At 49.9% G+C, this 19,461-nt stretch carries 30 protein-coding genes; 29 read left to right on the top strand and 1 reads right to left on the bottom strand.

The window, feature by feature from the left end; all coding sequences use genetic code 11:
- The first annotated feature begins 31 nt into the window (after window positions 1–31).
- The 29 genes from rpsC to PHW53_00605 all read left to right on the top strand — a co-directional run bounded on the left by rpsC (window position 32) and on the right by PHW53_00605 (window position 18,940).
- On the top strand, window positions 32–703 hold the full coding sequence (gene rpsC, locus PHW53_00745) for a 30S ribosomal protein S3 (GenBank protein ID MDD4994990.1): 672 nt from the start codon (window positions 32–34) through the stop codon (window positions 701–703).
- Window positions 704–709: 6 nt separating this feature from the next.
- Window positions 710–1,123: a 50S ribosomal protein L16 gene (gene rplP, locus PHW53_00740; protein ID MDD4994989.1), complete on the top strand. Its 414-nt coding sequence runs from the start codon at window positions 710–712 to the stop codon at window positions 1,121–1,123.
- A 2-nt stretch (window positions 1,124–1,125) separates the two neighbouring features.
- Window positions 1,126–1,353 (top strand): 50S ribosomal protein L29, encoded by a 228-nt coding sequence (gene rpmC / locus PHW53_00735; protein ID MDD4994988.1) that lies wholly within the window; start codon window positions 1,126–1,128, stop codon window positions 1,351–1,353.
- A 6-nt stretch (window positions 1,354–1,359) separates the two neighbouring features.
- Window positions 1,360–1,611 carry a 30S ribosomal protein S17 gene (rpsQ, locus tag PHW53_00730; protein MDD4994987.1) on the top strand — a complete coding sequence of 84 codons (252 nt, stop codon included), beginning with the start codon at window positions 1,360–1,362 and terminating at the stop codon, window positions 1,609–1,611.
- A 4-nt stretch (window positions 1,612–1,615) separates the two neighbouring features.
- On the top strand, window positions 1,616–1,987 hold the full coding sequence (gene rplN, locus PHW53_00725) for a 50S ribosomal protein L14 (protein MDD4994986.1): 372 nt from the start codon (window positions 1,616–1,618) through the stop codon (window positions 1,985–1,987).
- A 4-nt stretch (window positions 1,988–1,991) separates the two neighbouring features.
- Window positions 1,992–2,312 (top strand): 50S ribosomal protein L24, encoded by a 321-nt coding sequence (rplX, locus tag PHW53_00720; GenBank protein MDD4994985.1) that lies wholly within the window; start codon window positions 1,992–1,994, stop codon window positions 2,310–2,312.
- A gap of 4 nt (window positions 2,313–2,316) precedes the next feature.
- Window positions 2,317–2,856, top strand: coding sequence for a 50S ribosomal protein L5 (gene rplE, locus PHW53_00715; protein MDD4994984.1), 540 nt, complete (start codon window positions 2,317–2,319; stop codon window positions 2,854–2,856).
- Window positions 2,857–2,861: 5 nt separating this feature from the next.
- Complete coding sequence (locus PHW53_00710; protein ID MDD4994983.1) at window positions 2,862–3,047, top strand: type Z 30S ribosomal protein S14; 186 nt, start codon at window positions 2,862–2,864, stop codon at window positions 3,045–3,047.
- Window positions 3,048–3,055: 8 nt separating this feature from the next.
- Window positions 3,056–3,451: a 30S ribosomal protein S8 gene (gene rpsH / locus PHW53_00705; GenBank protein MDD4994982.1), complete on the top strand. Its 396-nt coding sequence runs from the start codon at window positions 3,056–3,058 to the stop codon at window positions 3,449–3,451.
- Between the two features lie 9 nt (window positions 3,452–3,460).
- Window positions 3,461–4,027 (top strand): 50S ribosomal protein L6, encoded by a 567-nt coding sequence (gene rplF / locus PHW53_00700; protein ID MDD4994981.1) that lies wholly within the window; start codon window positions 3,461–3,463, stop codon window positions 4,025–4,027.
- Between the two features lie 14 nt (window positions 4,028–4,041).
- Window positions 4,042–4,404, top strand: coding sequence for a 50S ribosomal protein L18 (rplR, locus tag PHW53_00695; protein ID MDD4994980.1), 363 nt, complete (start codon window positions 4,042–4,044; stop codon window positions 4,402–4,404).
- Window positions 4,405–4,617: 213 nt separating this feature from the next.
- Entirely contained in the window at window positions 4,618–5,112 is a 495-nt protein-coding gene (gene rpsE, locus PHW53_00690) for a 30S ribosomal protein S5 (GenBank protein ID MDD4994979.1), read from the top strand.
- A gap of 3 nt (window positions 5,113–5,115) precedes the next feature.
- Window positions 5,116–5,577, top strand: a complete 462-nt coding sequence (gene rplO, locus PHW53_00685; protein ID MDD4994978.1) for a 50S ribosomal protein L15 — start codon at window positions 5,116–5,118, stop codon at window positions 5,575–5,577.
- Between the two features lie 5 nt (window positions 5,578–5,582).
- Window positions 5,583–6,857 carry a preprotein translocase subunit SecY gene (gene secY, locus PHW53_00680; protein MDD4994977.1) on the top strand — a complete coding sequence of 425 codons (1,275 nt, stop codon included), beginning with the start codon at window positions 5,583–5,585 and terminating at the stop codon, window positions 6,855–6,857.
- Between the two features lie 76 nt (window positions 6,858–6,933).
- Window positions 6,934–7,578 (top strand): nucleoside monophosphate kinase, encoded by a 645-nt coding sequence (locus PHW53_00675; GenBank protein MDD4994976.1) that lies wholly within the window; start codon window positions 6,934–6,936, stop codon window positions 7,576–7,578.
- Window positions 7,562–8,344, top strand: coding sequence for a type I methionyl aminopeptidase (gene map / locus PHW53_00670; protein ID MDD4994975.1), 783 nt, complete (start codon window positions 7,562–7,564; stop codon window positions 8,342–8,344). The genes PHW53_00675 and map overlap by 17 nt, the downstream gene beginning before the upstream one ends.
- A 5-nt stretch (window positions 8,345–8,349) precedes the next feature.
- Entirely contained in the window at window positions 8,350–8,754 is a 405-nt protein-coding gene (gene ruvX, locus PHW53_00665; protein MDD4994974.1) for a Holliday junction resolvase RuvX, read from the top strand.
- On the top strand, window positions 8,754–9,527 hold the full coding sequence (gene recO / locus PHW53_00660; protein ID MDD4994973.1) for a DNA repair protein RecO: 774 nt from the start codon (window positions 8,754–8,756) through the stop codon (window positions 9,525–9,527). Before ruvX ends, recO begins: the two co-directional genes overlap by 1 nt.
- Window positions 9,528–9,799: 272 nt before the next feature.
- Window positions 9,800–10,096 carry a GIY-YIG nuclease family protein gene (locus PHW53_00655; GenBank protein ID MDD4994972.1) on the top strand — a complete coding sequence of 99 codons (297 nt, stop codon included), beginning with the start codon at window positions 9,800–9,802 and terminating at the stop codon, window positions 10,094–10,096.
- Window positions 10,097–10,349: 253 nt separating this feature from the next.
- The gene (locus PHW53_00650; GenBank protein MDD4994971.1) at window positions 10,350–10,979 is read left to right on the top strand and encodes a hypothetical protein; all 630 of its coding nucleotides are present in this window, start codon (window positions 10,350–10,352) and stop codon (window positions 10,977–10,979) included.
- A 395-nt stretch (window positions 10,980–11,374) separates the two neighbouring features.
- On the top strand, window positions 11,375–12,670 hold the full coding sequence (asnS, locus tag PHW53_00645) for an asparagine--tRNA ligase (GenBank protein MDD4994970.1): 1,296 nt from the start codon (window positions 11,375–11,377) through the stop codon (window positions 12,668–12,670).
- 123 nt (window positions 12,671–12,793) lie between these two features.
- Window positions 12,794–14,197 carry an aspartate--tRNA ligase gene (aspS, locus tag PHW53_00640; protein MDD4994969.1) on the top strand — a complete coding sequence of 468 codons (1,404 nt, stop codon included), beginning with the start codon at window positions 12,794–12,796 and terminating at the stop codon, window positions 14,195–14,197.
- Between the two features lie 3 nt (window positions 14,198–14,200).
- Window positions 14,201–14,509 carry a hypothetical protein gene (locus tag PHW53_00635; GenBank protein ID MDD4994968.1) on the top strand — a complete coding sequence of 103 codons (309 nt, stop codon included), beginning with the start codon at window positions 14,201–14,203 and terminating at the stop codon, window positions 14,507–14,509.
- Between the two features lies 1 nt (window position 14,510).
- A complete protein-coding gene (locus PHW53_00630) occupies window positions 14,511–15,014 on the top strand; it encodes a YbaK/EbsC family protein (GenBank protein ID MDD4994967.1) in 504 nt (167 codons plus the stop codon).
- Window positions 15,015–15,017: 3 nt separating this feature from the next.
- Window positions 15,018–15,716 carry a ScpA family protein gene (locus PHW53_00625; GenBank protein MDD4994966.1) on the top strand — a complete coding sequence of 233 codons (699 nt, stop codon included), beginning with the start codon at window positions 15,018–15,020 and terminating at the stop codon, window positions 15,714–15,716.
- A 3-nt stretch (window positions 15,717–15,719) separates the two neighbouring features.
- Window positions 15,720–16,268 (top strand): SMC-Scp complex subunit ScpB, encoded by a 549-nt coding sequence (gene scpB / locus PHW53_00620; GenBank protein MDD4994965.1) that lies wholly within the window; start codon window positions 15,720–15,722, stop codon window positions 16,266–16,268.
- 2 nt (window positions 16,269–16,270) lie between these two features.
- Complete coding sequence (locus tag PHW53_00615; protein ID MDD4994964.1) at window positions 16,271–17,251, top strand: serine hydrolase; 981 nt, start codon at window positions 16,271–16,273, stop codon at window positions 17,249–17,251.
- Between the two features lies 1 nt (window position 17,252).
- On the top strand, window positions 17,253–17,750 hold the full coding sequence (locus tag PHW53_00610; GenBank protein ID MDD4994963.1) for a small multi-drug export protein: 498 nt from the start codon (window positions 17,253–17,255) through the stop codon (window positions 17,748–17,750).
- On the top strand, window positions 17,747–18,940 hold the full coding sequence (locus PHW53_00605; GenBank protein MDD4994962.1) for a glycosyltransferase family 1 protein: 1,194 nt from the start codon (window positions 17,747–17,749) through the stop codon (window positions 18,938–18,940). The genes PHW53_00610 and PHW53_00605 overlap by 4 nt, the downstream gene beginning before the upstream one ends.
- Before the next feature lie 44 nt (window positions 18,941–18,984).
- Here PHW53_00605 and PHW53_00600 read toward each other — a convergent pair whose 3' ends face one another.
- Entirely contained in the window at window positions 18,985–19,452 is a 468-nt protein-coding gene (locus PHW53_00600) for a hypothetical protein (GenBank protein ID MDD4994961.1), read from the bottom strand.
- Window positions 19,453–19,461: the final 9 nt, after the last annotated feature.

Raw genomic sequence — 19,461 nt, 5'->3', positions numbered from 1 at the left:
AAAAGAGGAAAAAATTACCAAAAAATAATTTATGGGACATAAGGTACATCCAAAAATTTTCCGCATAAAACAGATTTTCGGTTGGAATTCAAAATGGTTCCAAAAGCGCGGAAATTATAAAAAATTACTTAAGGACGATATAATGATCCAGGATTTTTTGGATACTAAACTCAAAGAAGGCGGCGTTGACCGGGTGGAAATCGAGAGATCAAGAAACGCGATTACTATAATTATTCGCACCTCCAAGCCCGGTATGATAATCGGCCGTTCCGGCGCGGGCATTGAGGATTTGAAAAAACAAATAAAGGATAAGTTTTATCCAGGAACCAAAACTGTCATCAACATCAATATTCTTGAGGTTGCGAAGCCTTCACTTTCCGCCGCGATTATTGCGGAACAGATGGTGGCGGATACCGAAAAAAGACTTCCATACCGCCGCGTAATGAAATCGGCGCTTGATCGCGTCAAAAAGGCGGGAGCCCTGGGCGTAAAGGCAAGAATGGGCGGCCGCTTGAACGGCGTCGAAATCGCGAGAACCGAAACGCTTTCTTGGGGAAAGATACCTTTGCAGAATTTGCGCGCGGATATTGATTTTGCCTACAAGGTTGCGCATACAATTTATGGAACAATCGGCGTAAAGGTCTGGATTTACCGCGGAGAGGTTTTTGAAGAGCGTGAAGCAAGTCCGTTTTTAAAGAAATAGTAAAATATGTTGATTCCAAAAAAAGTAAAATACAGAAAATCCTTCAAGGGAAGACGACGCCAGGAAGGCGTTGCGAGTCGCAAGACGCGGATTGCTTTTGGTACGTTCGGACTTAAGGCGATGGAGCATGGCTGGGTTTCGTCACGCCAGATTGAGGCAGCCCGCCGTGTAATGACAAGATATATCAGAAAAGGCGGCAAGGTTTGGATACGTGTTTTTCCGGATAAGCCGGTAACCAAAAAGGGCGCTGAGGTTCCGATGGGCAGCGGTAAAGGTACGGTTGACCATTATGTCGTAATCGTTAAGCCGGGAATGGTAATGTTTGAAATGGACGGCGTTGACGATAAATCGGCCCACGAAGCCATGAAATTTGCCGGGCATAAACTTTCGGTGAAAACGCGTTATATCGCAAAACAATAATTATGGAAATCAAGGAATTAAGAAAAAAATCAAAAGAAGAACTCAGGAAGATGCTTGCCGAACTTCGCGAGAAGTACCGCAGCATGAGGTTTAAGGTTTCAACGCGCGAGCTGAAAACAGTCCGCGAGGTTAGGATCAACAAAAGGTTGATTGCCCGCATATTGACCATACTCTCCGAGCGCCGGGACGAAAAAGAGGCGCCCGCTGTTGCCGTGGCTAAAAAAGAATAATTTTTTATGGAAAAAGAGAACAAAAAATTAAAGAAATGGACCGGAGTGGTGGTTTCAACGAAGATGAGTAAAACCATCGTCGTACGCGTTGATCGGGTCATGACCCATCCGCATTACGGAAAGAAAATGACGTCAAGTAAGCGTTTTAAAGTCCATTGCACAAATCCGGATATTAAAGAGGGCGATAAGGTTTCGTTCGTCGAATGCCGGCCGCTAAGTCGCGACAAACGCTGGAGATTGGTTTCAAAGATTTTTTAAATATATGGTTCAGCATAGAACAATGTTAAAGGTTGCGGATAACACCGGGGCGAAAAAACTCCAGGTTATTCGCGTTTTGGGCGGTTATCAAAAACGATACGCGCATCTCGGTGAAATTGTGACCTGCGTGGTTAAGGAAGCCGTGCCGCGTGCGACGGTGAAAAAGAGCGACATCGTGCATGTAGTGCTCGTACGGACGCATAAAGAAACCCGGCGCGCAGACGGCACCTATATACGCTTTGACGATAATGCCGGCGTTATCATTGACAAGGGGAGCAAAGAGCCCCGCGGTACAAGAATTTTTGGGCCGGTTGCCCGCGAACTTCGTGAAAAAGGATTTACAAAGATTATTTCTTTAGCTCCGGAAGTATTATAATTTTATGAAGATAAAAAAAGGCGACAAAGTAAAAATGATGAGGGGAAAAGATGCGGGAAAGACCGGCAAGGTGATTCAGATTTTTCCGAAAGAAGGTAAGGTTGTGGTAGAGGGCTGCAATATTTTTATTAAAAATGTCAGGCCGCGCCGTCAGAATGAGAAGGGCCAGAAGATTGAATTTCCGGCGCCGGTAAACCAGGGAAATGTAAGGCTAATCTGCCCGAAATGCGGCCAGTTGGCGCGCATCGGCTATAAAATTCTTGGCGGCGATTCAAAGCAGAAAAAAGCGAGACTGTGCCGCAAATGCAAGGATGTAATAGAATAATTTTATGAAGATGAAGGATTTATATAAAAAAGAAGTATTGCAAAAACTTAAGAAAGATTTTGGTTATAAAAATGATCTTGCTGCGCCGCGCATCAAGAAGGTTACGGTTAATGTCGGTTTGAGCAAAAATGCGAGTGAGCAGAGTTACAAGGAGGCAGTCGGAAAGACCTTAACCAAAATTACCGGCCAGAAGCCGGTTCCGACCAGGGCAAGAAAATCAATTTCTACTTTTAAAATACGCGCCGGAATGGATATCGGTATGAAGGTTACGCTCCGCGGAGACCGGATGTATGATTTTTTGGACAGATACATCAATATTGTGTTGCCGCGCGTGCGTGATTTTCGTGGCTTGGATCCGAAGTCGGTTGACAAGTTCGGCAATCTTTCGCTCGGTATGCGCGAATCGCAGGCATTCCCGGAAATAAAACCGGAAGAGGTCGAAGTAGTCCATCCGCTTGAGATTACGGTTACTTCCAATGCCGGAAATTACGAAAATGGTTTAGCATTATATAAATATTTAGGTTTTCCATTTAAAACAAATTAGAAAATATGGCAACGGAATCACAAATCGCAAAATCGAAGAAAAAGCCAAAGTACAGCACTCGCATCGTGAGGCGCTGCTGGCGCTGCGGCCGAAAACACGGATACATGCGCGATTTTGATTTATGCCGCATTTGTTTTAGAGAGCTTGCCAACCGCGGACAGATTCCGGGGATTACAAAGTCAAGCTGGTAATTAATATTATTATGTTTACAGATCCAATCGCAGACATGCTAACAAGAATAAGAAACGCCTCAAGGGTACAAAAGGCGGAAGTCCATATGCCGGCATCCAGGCTAAAGTTTGCAATTGCCAAAATTCTTGAGCATGAAAATTTTATTAAAAGCGTTGTCGAAATTCCAGAAGCCCATGGCGAAATTGTTATTACGCTTCGTTATGAAGATGACGGTCAGCCGACAATTCGCAATATTCAGCGCGTCAGCAAGCCGGGCCGAAGAGTTTATGCCGGCAAATATGAATTACCGCGCGTGCTTAATGATTATGGCATCGCGATTATTTCAACTTCGCGCGGGCTGATGACGAATAAAGAGGCCCGCAAACAAAAATTAGGCGGAGAAGTGATTTGCGAGGTTTATTAAATATCCAATATGTCTAGAATAGGAAAAAAACCAATTATACTGCCAGCCGGCGTCGAAGCCCAGATTACGGCGGATTCAATTAGGATAAAGGGACCGAAGGGTGAAATCACGCGGGCGCTTCCGCTGCATCTCTCCGCAGAAATTGTGGAAGGGGAGGGCGAGAAACAGATTCAGATTAAGGTTGAAAATCCGGAAGAGATTTCGCAGAACGCGGTCTGGGGTACGATGCGCAGCATTATTAATTCAATGGTTTTAGGCGTGACGACCGGATTTGAAAAAAAATTGGAGGTCGTCGGAGTTGGTTATAAGGCTGCGGTTTCGGGCAAGGTGCTGACGCTCGACGTCGGATTTTCGCATTCGGTGCCGTTTGAACTTCCGGCGGGCATTGAAGCTACGGTTGAGAAAAACGTGATTACGCTGAAGGGAATCGACAAAGAGCTCATCGGACAGGTTGCGGCTAACGTCAGAAAAATCAGGAAACCCGAACCGTACAAGGGCAAGGGGATTAAATATATTGACGAGGTCATCAGGCGCAAAGCCGGCAAGGCCGCGAAGGCGGCCGGCGCGACCGGATAAATGCAATTTTGATTATGAAAAACGCGATGAAGATAAAACAAGAAGTGCTTAAGCGGAGAAGGGCGCGGGTGCGCGCCAAGGTTTTTGGCACGGCCGAGCGGCCGAGGCTTTCGGTAGCAAGAACGCTTAAACATGTTTTCGCGCAGTTAATCAACGACGACTCCGGCAAGACGCTTGCCGCGGCCTCGGATTTGAAACTCACCGGCAAGAAAGCCGGAACAAAAACCGACCGGGCCCGCGCCGTCGGCGCCATGATTGCCGAGGCGGCCATTGAAAAGAAAATTAAACGCGTGGTTTTTGACCGTTCCGGAAGAAAATATCACGGACGAATCCGGGCGCTGGCCGAGGGCGCGCGCGAAGCCGGTCTTGAATTTTAATTTATCATTATGCCAGACCAAGAAGAAAAAATAATTCCGCAGGATGCCAAGGAGCCGGAAGCGGCCCCGACAGCGGTTGGGGCGGCCGAAGCCGCCGTTGAATCCCCGATAGCGATCGGGACGCCGGAAGCGGTTCCGGCAACGGTTAGCGTACCTGATGTCCCCAAGGAAGAACCGGCAAGGGGTGGCAGATTTGAGCGCGGTCGAAGGAGAATGGACCGCGGACCGAGAGGCAGGGGCGGACGGCCGGGCGACAGTGAATACGATCAGCGCACGCTTGATATCGCGCGCGTTACCCGCGTTACCAAGGGCGGAAAACGCATGCGTTTCCGAACGCTTATCGTGATGGGCAACCACAAGGGACGCGTCGGTTTTGGCATTGCCAAGGGCGCGGACGTATCCATGTCGGTCAATAAAGCGACAAACAAGGCAAAGAAAAATATGATTGACGTGCCGATTGTCAATGAAACAATCCCGCATGACGTGCGCTCCAAGTTTGCCGCCGCCCGCATACTTCTCAAGCCGGCAAGCCGCGGCAGCGGTATCAAGGCCGGCGGCGCGGTTCGCGTCGTTTTGGAACTCGCCGGAGTGCAGAATGTGACGAGCAAGATTCTCGGCGGTTCGAACAAGATCAATAATGTCAAAGCGACTTTTAGCGCGCTTCGCCAGCTCCGGGCTCCGAAGGGCGAGACTAAAAATAAAGAATAAAATATGAAACTCGAACTTGGGAATTTAAAAAGCGCGGCCGGCGCCAAGAAGAGAAAAAAGAGAGTTGGGCGGGGCAATGCCTCGGGCCACGGAACTTACAGCTGCCGCGGCGGCAAGGGCCAAACCGCGCGTTCGGGCGTTTCGGGCCTCGCTCATTTGGGTTTCCGCGACACGCTGCGCCGCATTCCCAAGGTGCGGGGGTTCAAGAGTTTCGCGCCGCATTGCGCGGTTATCGATCTTGATGTTTTATCCAAACATTATAAAGACGGTGAAAAGGTGAGTATTGAGACGTTGCACTCCAGGGGATTAATCGGTAGAATAGATAAGAAGAACCGCGGGGTTAAGATTCTGGGCGGCGGAGAGCTCACGAAGAAACTGATTTTTGAAGGCGTTAAATTTTCAAAAAGCGCGCTGGAAAAAACTAAACAAGCGGGCGGCGAAATAATCGAACCCAAAAAATCTTAATTTTTATGTGGTGGAAAAAACTTTTACAGGTTTGGAAAATTAAAGATTTACGCAAGAATATACTTTTCGTTCTGGGGATTCTTGTAATTTTTCGCATTGGCGCGCATATCCCGATTCCGGGCGTCAACACCGATAAACTCGCCGAATTTTTTGCTTCCAACCAGGTCCTCGGTTTTCTGAACGTGTTTTCCGGCGGTACGATGGAGAATTTTTCCATCCTGGCTCTTGGCGTGGCGCCTTATATTACGGCTTCGATTATTTTTCAGCTGCTCGGCATGATTGTTCCGAGCCTTGAAGCGCTGATGAAAGAAGAGAGCGGCCGCCAGAAGATAAATCAGTACACGCGCCTTCTTACGGTTCCGCTTGCCGCGCTCCAGGCATTCGCAATGATTTCGCTCCTGCGCCAGTCGCAGCTCGGCATTATCGGCGCGCTTTCTTCGTTCCAGTACGCGATGATTATTGTAACCGCGACCGCGGGCACGGTTTTTCTCATGTGGCTCGGCGAGCTCATCACGGAAAAACATGTCGGCAACGGCATCTCTTTGCTTATCTTTGCGGGTATTATTACCGGTTTGCCCAAATTCGTGCAGCAGGTGGCGGTGACATTTGACCGCGATCAGGTTTTCACGCTCGTTATGTACGCGGCAATTGCCGTAGTGACGGTCGCCGGCGTGGTGGCAATCAATGAAGCGCAGCGCAACATACCGGTATCATACGCGAAACAGGTGCGCGGCCAGAAGCTTTACGGCGGCATGAATTCTCATTTGCCGCTCCGCGTCAATATGGCCGGCGTGATTCCGATTATATTCGCGATTTCCATCATTATTTTTCCGTCAATGGTCGCGCAGTTTTTCATAAAGGCGCGCACCGAGTGGGTGGCCGCCGGCGCCCAGTTTATTATCGATATTCTCCAGAACCAATTATTCTACGGAATATTTTATTTTGTTCTGGTGGTTGCTTTTACCTATTTCTATACGGCGGTTATTTTTCATCCGGACCAGATTTCCGAAAATCTGCAGAAGCAGGGCGGATTTATACCGGGCATCCGGCCCGGCCGCTTTACGGCCGAGTATCTCGGCAAGGTGATAAACCGCATTTTGCTCGCCGGGTCGCTTTTCCTGGGCCTGATTGCCGTTCTGCCGCTTCTGGTTAAAGCCGCCACCGGCAGCCAGATAATGGTAATCGGCGGCACGTCAATTCTTATCGTGGTGAGCGTGGTGATTGAAACCGTAAAGCAGATTGAATCACAGCTTACGATGCGCGAATACGAGGGTTTTTAATACAAAACCGCAGAAGCCTGAATCGGCCCGGGAGAGGCCTAGAGCGGGCTTATTTTTTTTGCTATAATAGGTGAGTATGAATATAATTTTAATCGGCACACAGGGATCGGGTAAGGGGGCGCAGGCCGAGCGGCTTGCCAAGCATTTTTGCATACCGACAATTTCAACCGGCGAGATTTTGCGCGAGGAAATTTACAAGAAAACCGAGCTGGGGCGGCTGGCCGCCTCATACGCCGGGCGGGGCAATTTGGTGCCGGATGATTTGATAAATTCAATCGTGCGGAAGACGCTTCTCAAAGAGGAATTTGCCGGCGGAATAATTATCGACGGTTATCCGCGCAATATCGTGCAGGCCGAATCACTGGAGCTTTTTTTCCATCCGGATTATGTTTTGCTTCTTGATATTACGGACGACGAAGCGGTTCGCCGCGTCAGCGGCCGGCGGGTCTGCCGCGGCTGCGGCGCAACCTACAATATTGTTTATAAAAAACCCAAGTCGGCCGGGCTTTGCGATAAATGCGGCGGCAAGCTTATCCAGCGCGAAGACAGTACGCCCGAGGTGATTAAAACACGGCTTGCCGTGTACCACCTGCAGACCGAGCCGCTGATTGATTTTTACGAAAAGCGCGGCGTGCTTATTAAGATAGACGGCGAACAGAGCATTGCAAAAGTTTTTCAGGAAATTGTTTCAAAGTTAAAGAAGCATGGCATACGTAACTAAAAAATCGGCGGAAGAGATCGCGATATTGGCCGAGGGCGGCCGCATTCTTTCGGAGGCGCTTAAAGCGATCAGGGAGCGCGCGGTGCCCGGATCCGGAACAGAGGATCTCGAGATGTTCGCCCGCGCCGAGCTCGCGAAGCGCGGCGCGGAGCCGTCTTTTTTAAATTACCGGCCGTCCGGCGAGCGCGAAGGATATCCGGGCGCAATCTGCATTTCCATCAACGAAGAAATTGTGCACGGCCTGTCGGTGCCGAACCGCGTTCTCCGGAAAGGCGATCTTGTCAGCCTGGATTTCGGCGCAAAATATAAAGGGCTTTTTACGGACATGGCCGTTACGTTTTATCTGGGACGGCCGCCGCAATCGGTTCGCCGGCTTATTGCCGCGACGCGCCAGGCGCTCCGGCGCGCGGTAAAGACAGTGCGTCCGGGCGCCTATCTCGGCGATATCGGCCGTACGATTGAAAGACATGCCACGAGATACGGATTTGGAATCGTGCGCGATTTGACCGGCCATGGCGTGGGATACGCGGTGCATGAGTCGCCGCGCGTACCGAATTACGATGATCCGTCGCTTTCCGACATTTTGCTTGAGCCGGGCATGTGCCTCGCCATTGAGCCCATGCTTACGATGGGCGACCATAGGATTAAAACCCGGCCGGACGGATGGACAATCGTGGCGGCGGACGGAAATTTATCGGCCCACGCGGAAGTGACGGTTGTGGTGACGGAGCGCGGCAGAAAAGTGATTACGCCATTTATCGATTAACATATATGCGATACCTGGGGATTGATTACGGGGGAAAAAGAATCGGGCTTGCGTTCGGGGACAGCGAAACAAAAATCGCGGTTCCTTTTACGGTTCTGGATAATCCGGGCGTGGAAGCAGTGCTTGATAAATTAACGCGAATTATTAAGGACGAAGATATCGGCGAGATCGTGGTCGGCATGCCGTATTCGCTCGGAGAAGACACGGGCGCGCCCGGCGAGCAGGAAAAAATTATTTCGGATTTCATCGCGCGGCTTGGCGCCGCATCTCCCGTACCGGTCCGTGAGCAGGATGAGCGGTTTACATCGGCTCAGGTTGAAAAATTATTAGCCGGGCAAAAATACCCAAAAGAAAAAAAGGACGCGGTCGCGGCAATGCTGATTCTGCAGGGATATCTTGATAAAATTTAATGCCATCAACTTTCCGCACCGAATCAATCGTGATAAAAAAAGAGCCGTGGCGCGAATACGACCGGCTCTATACTTTGTATACGCGCGAAGCCGGAAAGATCCAGGCCGTGGCGCGCGGGTCGCGGCGTTTCCAGAGCCGCATGGCGGCGCATCTTGAGCCGTTTATTATCACGGATGTAATGATCGCGCGCGGCCGCCAGATTGACAAGCTTGCCGGGAGCGAACGAATTCATAATTTTACGGCAACGCACGCACGGCTCGAGGGCATCGCGCTCATGACGTATTGTTTTGAGGTGCTGGATAAGCTCATAAGCGCCGGCCAGCCGGATGAGCGCATTTTTAACCTCACGCGCGAGCTCATGGAAATCGTGGAGCAGAACCATCTGCTCCGGGAACGAAGTTTTATGGTGGCGCGGATTTTTTCCCTGAAGCTGCTCGGTTTTCTGGGCTATGAACCCGAGCTTTCGCGCTGCCTGGATTGCCGCAAGGAAGCGGAAGGAGAGGGATATTTTTTCAATGCGGCCCGCGGCGGCGTTGTTTGTCCGGTTTGTTCCGAGCGGCTCGGCGGACGCATACTGGGGCAGATCGCGATAAGCGGGGAGGCGATCAATACTCTCCGCGAATTCACCTGCCAGGGCTTTACGGCCACGCTTGAGTCGTATATTATGCCGCAAACCGCCCGGGTTTTGGACTTAGCGATTGATGAATTCTTAAAATATCATCTGGACCGCGAGCTCAAGAGCGAGGCATATTTTTACGAGGTGTTTGCTTAGGGTGGGAAGGGAGTATATTGGAACGCATCTCTCTGTCATTCCCGCCCCATTCGCATATGTACTACAGGCTCCGGCGGGAATTTAGACGGTAGAAACACTATTCAACCTATCGTCATTCCCGCCCCCGCTTTCGCGAGGGTAAACTCCAGCGGGAATCCATGCCCATGGTAATTTATTTAGTTGCAACGGATAAAAATAAACCGCACATCCGTCATTCCCGCGAAGGCGGGAATCCAGATACTATAAGCCGCCAAGATACATCAATCGCACAAATGCCCGATTATCGACAATTCTATATTTATATCCTCGCAAGCGACAGAAACGGTACTCTTTATATCGGTGTAACGAATAATCTTAAGCGCCGAGTTCTTGAGCATAAGCAAGGAGAAGATAGCATATTCACGGCTCAATATGGCGTGCACAAACTTGTCTATTATGAAATATTCGATAATATTGAGGAGGCCATATTACGGGAAAAACAATTAAAAAAATGGAAACGTAATTGGAAAATTAGAATAATTGAAGATTTTAATCCTCTCTGGAGCGATTTGTACGATAATATTCAATAGGATTCCCCCGGTATATTGAACTTGGATTCCCGCCTTCGCGGGAATGACAGATGACACCAAGATTTTTTAGCAAGATTCCCGCTGGAGTTTACCCTCGCGAAAGCGGGGGAGGGAATGACGTAAAGGTCTTGACAATTTGGCTAAACCATGATATTATTGCGTATTATTTGTTCTTTGCACGGCAAGCCTTAGGTCTGGCGCATGGTGCGTTGGATAAGGGGTAGGCCAAGATAGCTCCGGAGGAAAACGGAGCATGAGGTGTAAGATGGCACGGAAAAAGAGCGAGTTCTTGAGCGGATTAGGTACGGGCTATGAGATGCTGAAGAAGCTCATAGACGCCGTGCTCGCGAAGGGCGGCGGCGATGAGGACTTGCGGCGCATACTCAACGAGCCAGAGCTCGTGGAGAGCATGGCCAGCCTCATCGTGCGCAAGACCGTGGCTGCGGTCGCCGATTCATTCTCGGTCACCGTGGACTACTCCAAGTCTCTCGCCGAGATGATCGCCGTCGGCGACTACGACTTCGTGAACTCGGACATCACGGCCGAGCACTTCCCAATCTCGGGCAAGGGCAAAGTCTTGCGCAAGCTCGTTCTCGTCCACCTCGGCCGCGAGGCAACCACGGACGAGGCGCTCGTGGAGATGAAGCTCCGCGGCCTCAAGCCGGCAGATATAGAAGGCATTCTCGCCTTCGGTGCTGCGTACCCGGATGAGCAGAGGAAGTTCCCCATTGTCGGCCTCGGCTCCTCGTGGGTCAGTGCGGACGGCTACCGCCGCTTCCCGTATCTTGGCGGGAGCGATGGCGGGCGCGAGCTCGACCTGGACTGGGGCTGGGGCGGCATCCGGTGGTACGGGCCCTGCCGTTTCCTTGCTTTCTGCGAGTAGGCTCTCGGTCCCTTGGTCTCTTGGCCCTTGGACGCGTACGCTTTTTCCTGCGTGGACATTCTGTCTGCGCGGGAATTTTTTTTATTTTTGTGTGCGCATTTTGGAGCAACCGCATTTCGTAGGGGTTGATTGCAATCAACCCCTACATGATGACAAACGAATGGGGGCAGGCGCAAGACCTGCTCCTACATTTACGTTTTTTCATCCAAGCGAGTTTTATTCATGGAGGCATTGGGTCATGCCTGAGGCAGATTCGCCTCTGGCGAAGAACCCCGTCTATTTGCAGAACCGTCTTTTTTTGCTAAAATTAGCCAAAATTTTGGTGTGGCGGGCGAGGACGGCAATTTTTGACGAAAAACGCAAAAAAATGTATAATCTAAGCATAAATTTTCGATATGGAACTGGTAAAAATTTTTCAACTTTCGGATTTTAACGACAAAGAAGTGGAAATTTGGGGTTGGGCGGCGAATTTGCGTTCGTCCGGTTCTTTGATTTTTCTGGAACTGCGCGACGGTTCAGGATTCTGCCAGGCAATTGTTGACAAGGGGAGCGTTTCGGCTGAAGTTTGGGACGCGGCCGAAAAAATTACCATTGAAACATCCTTAAAGATCGGCGGCCGCGTCGCGGCTCATCCAAAGCGGGCCGGAGAATTTGAACTGCATGCAAGCCAGCTTGAAATCGTGCAGATTGCCGAAGAGTACCCCATTTCCAAAAAAGAACACGGCCCGGATTTTCTTCTGGACAACCGCCACCTCTGGCTCCGGTCAAAACGGCAATGGGCGGTGATGAGGATCCGCGACACGATAATCAACGCCATGATGGGCTGGCTTAATGATAACGGGTTTGTAAAAATCGATTCCCCGATATTGACCCCGACTTCATGCGAGAACACGACCGAGCTTTTTGAAATGGATTATTTCGATCTGGGCAAGGCCTATCTTTCGCAGTCCGGACAGCTCTATAGCGAGTCGGCGATTTTCGCGCACGGTTCGGTTTACGATTTTGGCCCGGTTTTCCGCGCCGAAAAATCCAAGACCCGCCGCCATCTTACCGAATTCTGGATGATGGACGCGGAGATGGCCTGGGTGCATCATGCCGGAAGCATGGAAATTCAGGAAAAACTTCTGAGCCACATCGTGCAGAGAGTGATTGAGACAAACAGCCCGGAACTTGCCATACTTGAACGCGATATTGAGCCGTTGCGAAAAGTGGAGGCGCCATTTTACCGGTTGACGCATAAAGAGGCGGTGGCGCGCGTCCGCGAACTTGGTTCGGACATTGCCGAGGGCGCGGATTTGGGCGGCGATGATGAGACAAAATTATCCGAAAAATACGACAAGCCGGTTTTTATTGAAAAATATCCGGCCGCGGTCAAGGCGTTCTACATGAAGCGTGATCCCGAGGATCCGGAAAGGGTATTGTGCTCGGATTTGCTTGCGCCGGAAGGCTACGGCGAGATAATCGGCGGGTCGGAGCGCGAAGAGGATTACGAAACACTCGTGAAAAGGCTGGAAGAATATAAATTATCGCGCAAGGATTTTGAATGGTATCTGGATTTGCGCCGGTACGGATCGGTGCCGCACTCGGGCTTTGGACTCGGGCTTGAACGGGTCGTGGCGTGGATTTGCGGGCTCAAGCACGTGAGAGAGACGATTCCCTTCCCAAGAATGATAAACAGACTCAATCCATAAACCCGCCCCTGCGGCAGGGCCGCAGGGTATCAGGGCGGGTTTTTTAGACAAAGTGTCGGCTCCGCCGACCTTATCAAACATAATTGCCCCGATAGTCATCGGGGCCACTAATAAAATAAAAATATGGCAAGAATATTGTCGGCCGATGCGGCAAAACTTATCGGTGAACGCATAACGCTATGCGGCTGGGTGAATGCGCGCCGCGATTTGGGAAAAATTACTTTCATCGATCTTCGCGACCGAAAGGGGATAATTCAGGTTGTTTTCGTGCCTTCCGAGCTCGATGAGGATTCAAAAAAATCCGTCGGCGATCTTCGGCCGGAATATGTGATTACGATCGAAGGCGTGGTTCAGGAGAGAAATGAAAAAAATAAAAATCCGAATCTGGCGACCGGGAATGTTGAAATTTTGGCTAAAAACCTGAAGATTTTGAATGCCTCGGAAACTCCGCCGTTTGAGGTTGATAAAGACACGCGCGGCGTGAACGAGGAACTGCGCCTTAAATACCGGTATTTGGATCTGCGGAGCGAGCGCATGGCAAAAAATATCAAAAAACGCCACCAAGCGATCACTTACATGCGCGAGTTTTTGAACGCGTGCGATTTTATTGAGATCGCGACGCCGATTCTCACGAAATCCACTCCGGAGGGGGCGAGGGATTTTATCGTGCCGTCGCGCCTGCACGCCGGAGAATTTTACGCGCTGCCGCAGTCGCCGCAGCAGTACAAACAGCTTCTGATGGTGGCCGGAATGGAGCGCTACTATCAGGTCGCGCTTTGCCTGCGCGACGAAGATGCGCGTGCCGACCGCAGCCCGGGGGAATTCTATCAGCTTGATATGGAAATGTCTTTTGTGCAGCAGGATGAAATCATGGATCTCGTGGAAGAGCTGATGCTCGGGCTCGTGAAAAAGGTTTTTCCGGACAAAAAATTAACATTTGATAAATTTCCCAGGCTGACCTGGGAGGAGTGCATGAAAAAATATAAATCCGACAAGCCGGATTTGCGCACGAACAAAGAAAATCCGCAAGAACTTGCCTTTACATGGGTGGTGGATTGGCCGCTCTTTGAGCCGGAGAAGGAAAACGGACATTTCGCGCCGGCTCATCACATGTTTACGCGCCCGAAAGACGAAGATATAACCATGCTGGACAAGAATCCGGAACGCGTAAAATCCTATCAGATGGATTTGGTACTCAACGGATTTGAAGTCGGCGGGGGAGGCCTGCGCATTCATGATCCGGCGATGCAGACCAAGATTTTCGACCTTATCGGTTTCAGCAAAAGCGACAAGGAATATTTCAATCACATGCTTGAGGCTTTCCGCTACGGCGCGCCGCCCCATGGCGGCATCGCGTCGGGCATTGACCGGCTTCTTATGGCGCTAATCGGCGAAGAAAGCCTGCGTGAAGCAATCGCGTTTCCCAAAACCGGCGATGCGCGCGATCTTACGGTCGGGGCGCCGAGCCCGATTTCGAAAGAGCAGCTTGACGAGGCTCATATTTCAATAAAAAAAGGAAAAAAATAATATATGCGGCTCGGGCCTCTGCAAAAATATATTCTGATCGTCTGCCGTTCGCGGCGGGGTCCGGTATCGCGCGACGTGTTTTTTGACTATTACAAGGGCAAGAAAGGAGCGCCGAGTCTTGAAGATAAAATCAACGCGATTACCAAGGCGCTGGAAAAAATGATCGCCGAGTCGCTGATTGTCGGAAACGGAGCCAGGACCGCGGAAAAATTTTTCATTAAAACAATCGTGTTGACACCGGGCGGCCGCCGCGCGGCAAAGAGCATATTCGGCTCGCAGCAGCGGCTTCCGATAAATATTAATAATAAATAATATGGCAATCCCAAAGAAGGTAACGAATTATCTGGACAAGGCAAAGATAAAATACGAGGTGCTGGCGCATAAGACCGTATTTACGGCGTATGATCTCGCGGCCACGTTAAAAGAGAAAATGAAAAATATCGCCAAGACGCTTCTCGTCAAGGTTGATAAGAGATACGTGCTGATTGTCCTGCCGGCCCATTTTAAGCTCGATCTTGCGGCCGTGAAGAAATTTTACAAGGCAAAGACCGCGGAGATTGCCAAAGAAGGCGTAATGAAAAAACTGTTCGGTTTTGAGCCCGGGACGCTCACGCCTTTCGGCGCTCTTCATAAAATTGATGTGGCGATTGATAAGGGAATCGCGCGGGCGGATAATGCGGTGGTGCGCGCCGGCAGTTATACGGAATCGCTCCGCATGAAAATTAAAGACATTAAGGAGCTTGAAGACGCGGCAGTCGGCGCGTTCGGCAAACTGATTGAAGTCCGCAAGGCGCAAAAAAAGAAAAAGAAGAAATAAGACATGAACGAATATAAAGTAGAAATTGAACAGTTTGAAGGGCCGCTTGATTTGCTTCTGCAGCTGATTGAGAAAGAAGAGCTGGATATTACAAAGGTTTCGCTCGCAAAGGTGACGGACGATTATTTGCAGCACATTAATAATTCGCCGGCTATTCATCCGGAGGAGCTGGCGGATTTTTTAGTTATTGCGGCGAAGTTGATACTCGTCAAATCAAAACTCCTGATGCCGAATCTCGTATTTGACGACGATGACGGCCTGGACCTGGAAACGCAGCTTAAAATGTACCGGGAGTTTGTCGAAGCATCCAAAAAAATTAACTCAATGATCCGCTCGGGGCGCTGGTCGTACGGCCGCGAGAGACTCGCGGCAAATGAAGTCATCGGCTTTTTCCCGCCCAATGATATTAACGCCGGCATGCTTTGCGAAATGTTTGAAAAAATCGCGCGAAAGCTTGAACCGTTTATTTCTTTGCCGAACGAGGCTTTGAAGAAAACAATTTCCATCACCGAAAAGATCGAGCACATCAGGAATCTTATTTCAAACGCGGTAAGGGCGAGTTTCAGCCAGGTTTTGAAATCGGCGAGGAATAAAACCGAGGTCATCGTCAGTTTTCTTGCCCTGCTTGAACTCATAAAACAGCGCGTCGTGCAGACATCCCAGGAAAAAATTTTTGAAGACATAACCATTCAAAAAATATAATATATGAGTCTTTCGTCGCAAATCGAATCAATTCTCTTTGTCACCAATAAGCCGATTACGGCAACGCGGCTCGCGCAGGTTTTGGGCGTCGAGCCGGAAAAAATTGAGGAGGAAATGCCGAATATCATGGAAAGATACAACTCGGCGGAAAGCGGCGTGCATGTTTTAAAAAAGGGCAAGGAATACCAGATGATGTCCAGTCCGGATAACGCAAAATCGGTTCAGGCTTATTTGCAGGATGAGGCGACCGGCGAGCTGACCCGGCCGTCGCTTGAAACCCTCGCCATAATCGCTTATCGTGGTCCGCTGACCAAGCCGGAGATTGAACAGATCCGCGGCGTGAATTGCAGTTTGATTTTGCGGAATCTTTTGACGCGCGGCCTGATTGAGGCCCAGGAGGACGCCGAGCGCCAGTCCACGGTATATTCGGTGACTTTTGATTTTATGCGTTTTCTGGGAATTTCAAGCATGAGCGGGCTGCCGGATTATGAAAATTTGCGGCATCATGAATTTGTTGAAAAAGCCCTGGAAGCGCTTCAGGAAGAAAAATAATTATGATATTTAAGGCAATCGGAAATTTAATCATTGCGGCCGTGGCTTTTCAGCTCGTGCCGGGCGCCTGGACCGAGGTGGCGGTGCATCCCGGTACGGCAACCGTCGAGATTGTGAGCGGCGTTATTTCATGGGAAAATGAGCTGCCGGCGGCCAAGGATGTTGCGGCCGCGGCACTGCCCCAGGCGGCAAGCGTCAGGGCGCCGCAAAGGACTGGCGACCAGAGTCTTGGCGTTGTCATTACGGCGCCGAGCGCGATCGTCGCGGATTTGGCAAGCGGCAAAATACTTTTTGAAAAAAATCCTGACAATGTTCGGTCGATTGCGAGTATTACCAAACTTATGACGGCGCTGATTTTTCTGGAAAAAAATCAGGATATGTACCGGGTCCTGGAGATCAAAAACCGTCTGGACATCGGAAATAATGATTTTTATGCCGGCGAGAAGGTTGGGGCGAAGGATCTTTTATATTCCGCCCTCATCGGGTCGGATAATACGGCCGCGGAAAATCTCGCGCTTTCTCTCGAGATGAGCAAGGATGAATTTGTTGAGGCGATGAACGCGAAAGCGGCCGAGATGGGCCTTGAAAAAACGCATTTTGCCGATCCGGTCGGGCTTGGCTCGGGAAATAGATCCACGGCGCTCGAGGTAACGAAAATTTTAAAAGAAGCTTTCGATTATGACGACATTCGTCAGGCCGCAAAAATAAAAAGTTATGAATTCTATTCGACGAGCGGGAAATATCATTATATAAAAAATACGGATGAACTCTTGTCGTCATTTATTAACCAGCCGCCTTACTCAATCGTGGCGGCAAAAACCGGTTCGCTTCCGGCCGCCGGCTACTGCCTTGCCATGGCAGTGGAGAATGAAGGCAATGCCATAATAATCGTATCTCTCGGCAGCCGCGATGACGATTCGAGATTCCAGGACGTGAAGTCTCTCGCCTGGTGGACGTTCAGTAATTATAAATGGCAGGAATAAGATGATTGAATGGTTTTTGAATTTAAATATCCCGCCGGAGCTGATCACTTTTTTTATCGCGATGACGCCGATTGCCGAACTCCGCGGCGCGATCCCGATTGCCCTGGGAGTTTTTAACCTTTCGGTGCCATCCGCATTTTTCTGGGCCTGGCTCGGCAATATTATTCCGGGAATCTTCTGGGTTTTTGCCCTGAATTTCGTTTCGCGCACACTCTCCGCTCATTCAAAAGCATTTAAAAAATTTTTTGAATGGCTTTTCCGGAGAACGCATGAGAAATTCTGGGGGCAGCACGAAAAACTCGGATCCCTCGCGCTCGTGGTGTTCGTGGCAATCCCGCTTCCAGTTACCGGCGTTTGGACCGGCGCGGTGGCGGCATTTATTTTCGGCATCCCGAAGACGCGAGCAATTTTGCTGCTTTCGCTCGGAGCGCTCGGCGCGGCAATAATCGTGACGCTTATTTATCTCGGCGTGTTTTCTTTTTTAAGGTTCTTATTATGAGAATCGGCATTGATTGCCGGACAATACTTAATCCCGGTTTCGGCGAAGGCGCCGGAGTCGGCCATTATACGTATTATCTGGTAAAAAATATATTGAGGATTGACCAGGAAAACGAGTATTTTTTATATTTTGACGATCTGATCACCGATGACGCGATACTGGAGGTGACGAGCGGCGCGCCGAATGTTAAGACGCGCCGTTTTCCTTTTCATGAATACAAGAAATTTTTGCCGTTTGCGTATTCCCATATACTGGTTTCCGGTTTTCTGGGCCGCGACAGCCTTGATGTTTTTCACGCGCCGTCGGGCATTATGCCCTATACCTACCGCGGGAAAACGGTAATCACGGTGCATGATCTTGCGATATACAAGCATCCGGAGTGGTTTCCGGACGGGCGCGTTTCAAAAAGCGTTTCCACGAAAATGCTCGTGCCCAAGGCGGTTGCCGCGGCAAGCCGGATAATCACGGTTTCCGAATCCACGAAACGCGATCTCATCCAACTTTTTCATGTTAATCCGGAAATTATTCACGTGATATATGAGGGCGTTGAACTTCCCGGAGAAATGGGCCAGGACGGACTTTGCCGGCTGAGCCAGCCCATAAAAAATAAATACGATATTAAAAGCGAATATATTCTGAGCCTCGGAACGCTTGAGCCGAGAAAGAATTTGATTTTAGTTATTGATGCGCTGAAGAACATGCTTGAAGAAACGCCCGAACTTTTGCGCGGCAAAGAATATCTGATTGCCGGCGTCAAGGGATGGAAGTTTCAGGAGCTTTTTGACAAAATGGATGAAATAAATATTTTGGCAAAGGCGAAGATCGGAGCACCCCTCGTGCGGTACCTGGGATATGTTCCGCACGGAGATAAATTTCCGCTGATGGCGTGCTGTTTATTTTTTGTGTTTCCTTCTCTGTACGAGGGCTTCGGCCTGCCGGTGCTCGAGGCCATGAAACTCGGGGTTCCGGTAATATCATCCAATGTTTCGTCAATTCCGGAAGTCGCGGCCGGCGCGGCAGTGCTCACCAATCCGGAGGATATCGGCGAGATGAAAAAGGCATTAACCGATTATTTGAGAGATAAGGAATTGCGCAACCGGTATTCGGAGCTCGGCAGAGCCAAGGCGCTGGAATTCAGCTGGAAGACCGCGGCAATAAAAACGGTTGAGGTTTATAGAAAATTGCAATAAAAAAACGCAGGGGTCGCATATATGCGACCCCTGCGTTTTTATTTTTATAAAAATTGGGCGATTATGACCGTGATGGCAACGAGCTGCAGGATTATTGCGTAACGAAGCCGAATGTCTTTTGCCCGGTCGGTGATGATGTTATGACACCAGAAGTGGATCCAGTGGATCGGCGCGGTAATGCGATTCGGTTTATATTCATGAAAAGCAACGATCATGTCCGGAAGGATGCCGCCCAAGATTCCGGCAAGCGTGGGCCACCAATAGCCCTGTATTTTAAAAATTAACAAGTAGGCGGCAAGGGCAGTCATGATGATGATATCGAAGGCGAGCTGGTAGAAAAGTTTTTTTGAAACGCGGTTGGTTTCGCGATAATGGCGGCACTCTTCGGTGTCGCCGTGCGGAATAATATCCATCAAAAAATGCAAGACCAGGCTTGCGAGAAAACTTATATATGAATTTTTTACCAATTGGCCGACAACCGCGCCGGTGATCGCATGAGTGACGATAAGCATAGAAAAATA

It is taken from the genome of Patescibacteria group bacterium (assembly GCA_028710985.1).
In the GTDB taxonomy this organism is placed as follows: Bacteria; Patescibacteriota; Patescibacteriia; order JAHJFT01; family JAHJFT01; genus JAQTTB01.
The sequence above is the reverse complement of the archived record's forward strand: the minus strand, read 5'-3'. Positions and strand labels throughout refer to the sequence as shown.

Bases quoted from the DNA above. Each gene is read 5' to 3' on its own strand.
- rpsC (MDD4994990.1), top strand. From the start codon at position 32: ATGGGACATAAGGTACATCCAAAAATTTTCCGCATAAAACAGATTTTC.
- rplP (MDD4994989.1), top strand. From the start codon at position 710: ATGTTGATTCCAAAAAAAGTAAAATACAGAAAATCCTTCAAGGGAAGA.
- rpmC (MDD4994988.1), top strand. From the start codon at position 1,126: ATGGAAATCAAGGAATTAAGAAAAAAATCAAAAGAAGAACTCAGGAAG.
- rpsQ (MDD4994987.1), top strand. From the start codon at position 1,360: ATGGAAAAAGAGAACAAAAAATTAAAGAAATGGACCGGAGTGGTGGTT.
- rplN (MDD4994986.1), top strand. From the start codon at position 1,616: ATGGTTCAGCATAGAACAATGTTAAAGGTTGCGGATAACACCGGGGCG.
- rplX (MDD4994985.1), top strand. From the start codon at position 1,992: ATGAAGATAAAAAAAGGCGACAAAGTAAAAATGATGAGGGGAAAAGAT.
- rplE (MDD4994984.1), top strand. From the start codon at position 2,317: ATGAAGATGAAGGATTTATATAAAAAAGAAGTATTGCAAAAACTTAAG.
- PHW53_00710 (MDD4994983.1), top strand. From the start codon at position 2,862: ATGGCAACGGAATCACAAATCGCAAAATCGAAGAAAAAGCCAAAGTAC.
- rplF (MDD4994981.1), top strand. From the start codon at position 3,461: ATGTCTAGAATAGGAAAAAAACCAATTATACTGCCAGCCGGCGTCGAA.
- rplR (MDD4994980.1), top strand. From the start codon at position 4,042: ATGAAAAACGCGATGAAGATAAAACAAGAAGTGCTTAAGCGGAGAAGG.
- rpsE (MDD4994979.1), top strand. From the start codon at position 4,618: ATGGACCGCGGACCGAGAGGCAGGGGCGGACGGCCGGGCGACAGTGAA.
- rplO (MDD4994978.1), top strand. From the start codon at position 5,116: ATGAAACTCGAACTTGGGAATTTAAAAAGCGCGGCCGGCGCCAAGAAG.
- secY (MDD4994977.1), top strand. From the start codon at position 5,583: ATGTGGTGGAAAAAACTTTTACAGGTTTGGAAAATTAAAGATTTACGC.
- PHW53_00675 (MDD4994976.1), top strand. From the start codon at position 6,934: ATGAATATAATTTTAATCGGCACACAGGGATCGGGTAAGGGGGCGCAG.
- map (MDD4994975.1), top strand. From the start codon at position 7,562: ATGGCATACGTAACTAAAAAATCGGCGGAAGAGATCGCGATATTGGCC.
- ruvX (MDD4994974.1), top strand. From the start codon at position 8,350: ATGCGATACCTGGGGATTGATTACGGGGGAAAAAGAATCGGGCTTGCG.
- recO (MDD4994973.1), top strand. From the start codon at position 8,754: ATGCCATCAACTTTCCGCACCGAATCAATCGTGATAAAAAAAGAGCCG.
- PHW53_00655 (MDD4994972.1), top strand. From the start codon at position 9,800: ATGCCCGATTATCGACAATTCTATATTTATATCCTCGCAAGCGACAGA.
- PHW53_00650 (MDD4994971.1), top strand. From the start codon at position 10,350: ATGAGGTGTAAGATGGCACGGAAAAAGAGCGAGTTCTTGAGCGGATTA.
- asnS (MDD4994970.1), top strand. From the start codon at position 11,375: ATGGAACTGGTAAAAATTTTTCAACTTTCGGATTTTAACGACAAAGAA.
- aspS (MDD4994969.1), top strand. From the start codon at position 12,794: ATGGCAAGAATATTGTCGGCCGATGCGGCAAAACTTATCGGTGAACGC.
- PHW53_00635 (MDD4994968.1), top strand. From the start codon at position 14,201: ATGCGGCTCGGGCCTCTGCAAAAATATATTCTGATCGTCTGCCGTTCG.
- PHW53_00630 (MDD4994967.1), top strand. From the start codon at position 14,511: ATGGCAATCCCAAAGAAGGTAACGAATTATCTGGACAAGGCAAAGATA.
- PHW53_00625 (MDD4994966.1), top strand. From the start codon at position 15,018: ATGAACGAATATAAAGTAGAAATTGAACAGTTTGAAGGGCCGCTTGAT.
- scpB (MDD4994965.1), top strand. From the start codon at position 15,720: ATGAGTCTTTCGTCGCAAATCGAATCAATTCTCTTTGTCACCAATAAG.
- PHW53_00615 (MDD4994964.1), top strand. From the start codon at position 16,271: ATGATATTTAAGGCAATCGGAAATTTAATCATTGCGGCCGTGGCTTTT.
- PHW53_00610 (MDD4994963.1), top strand. From the start codon at position 17,253: ATGATTGAATGGTTTTTGAATTTAAATATCCCGCCGGAGCTGATCACT.
- PHW53_00605 (MDD4994962.1), top strand. From the start codon at position 17,747: ATGAGAATCGGCATTGATTGCCGGACAATACTTAATCCCGGTTTCGGC.
- PHW53_00600 (MDD4994961.1), bottom strand. From the start codon at position 19,452: ATGCTTATCGTCACTCATGCGATCACCGGCGCGGTTGTCGGCCAATTG.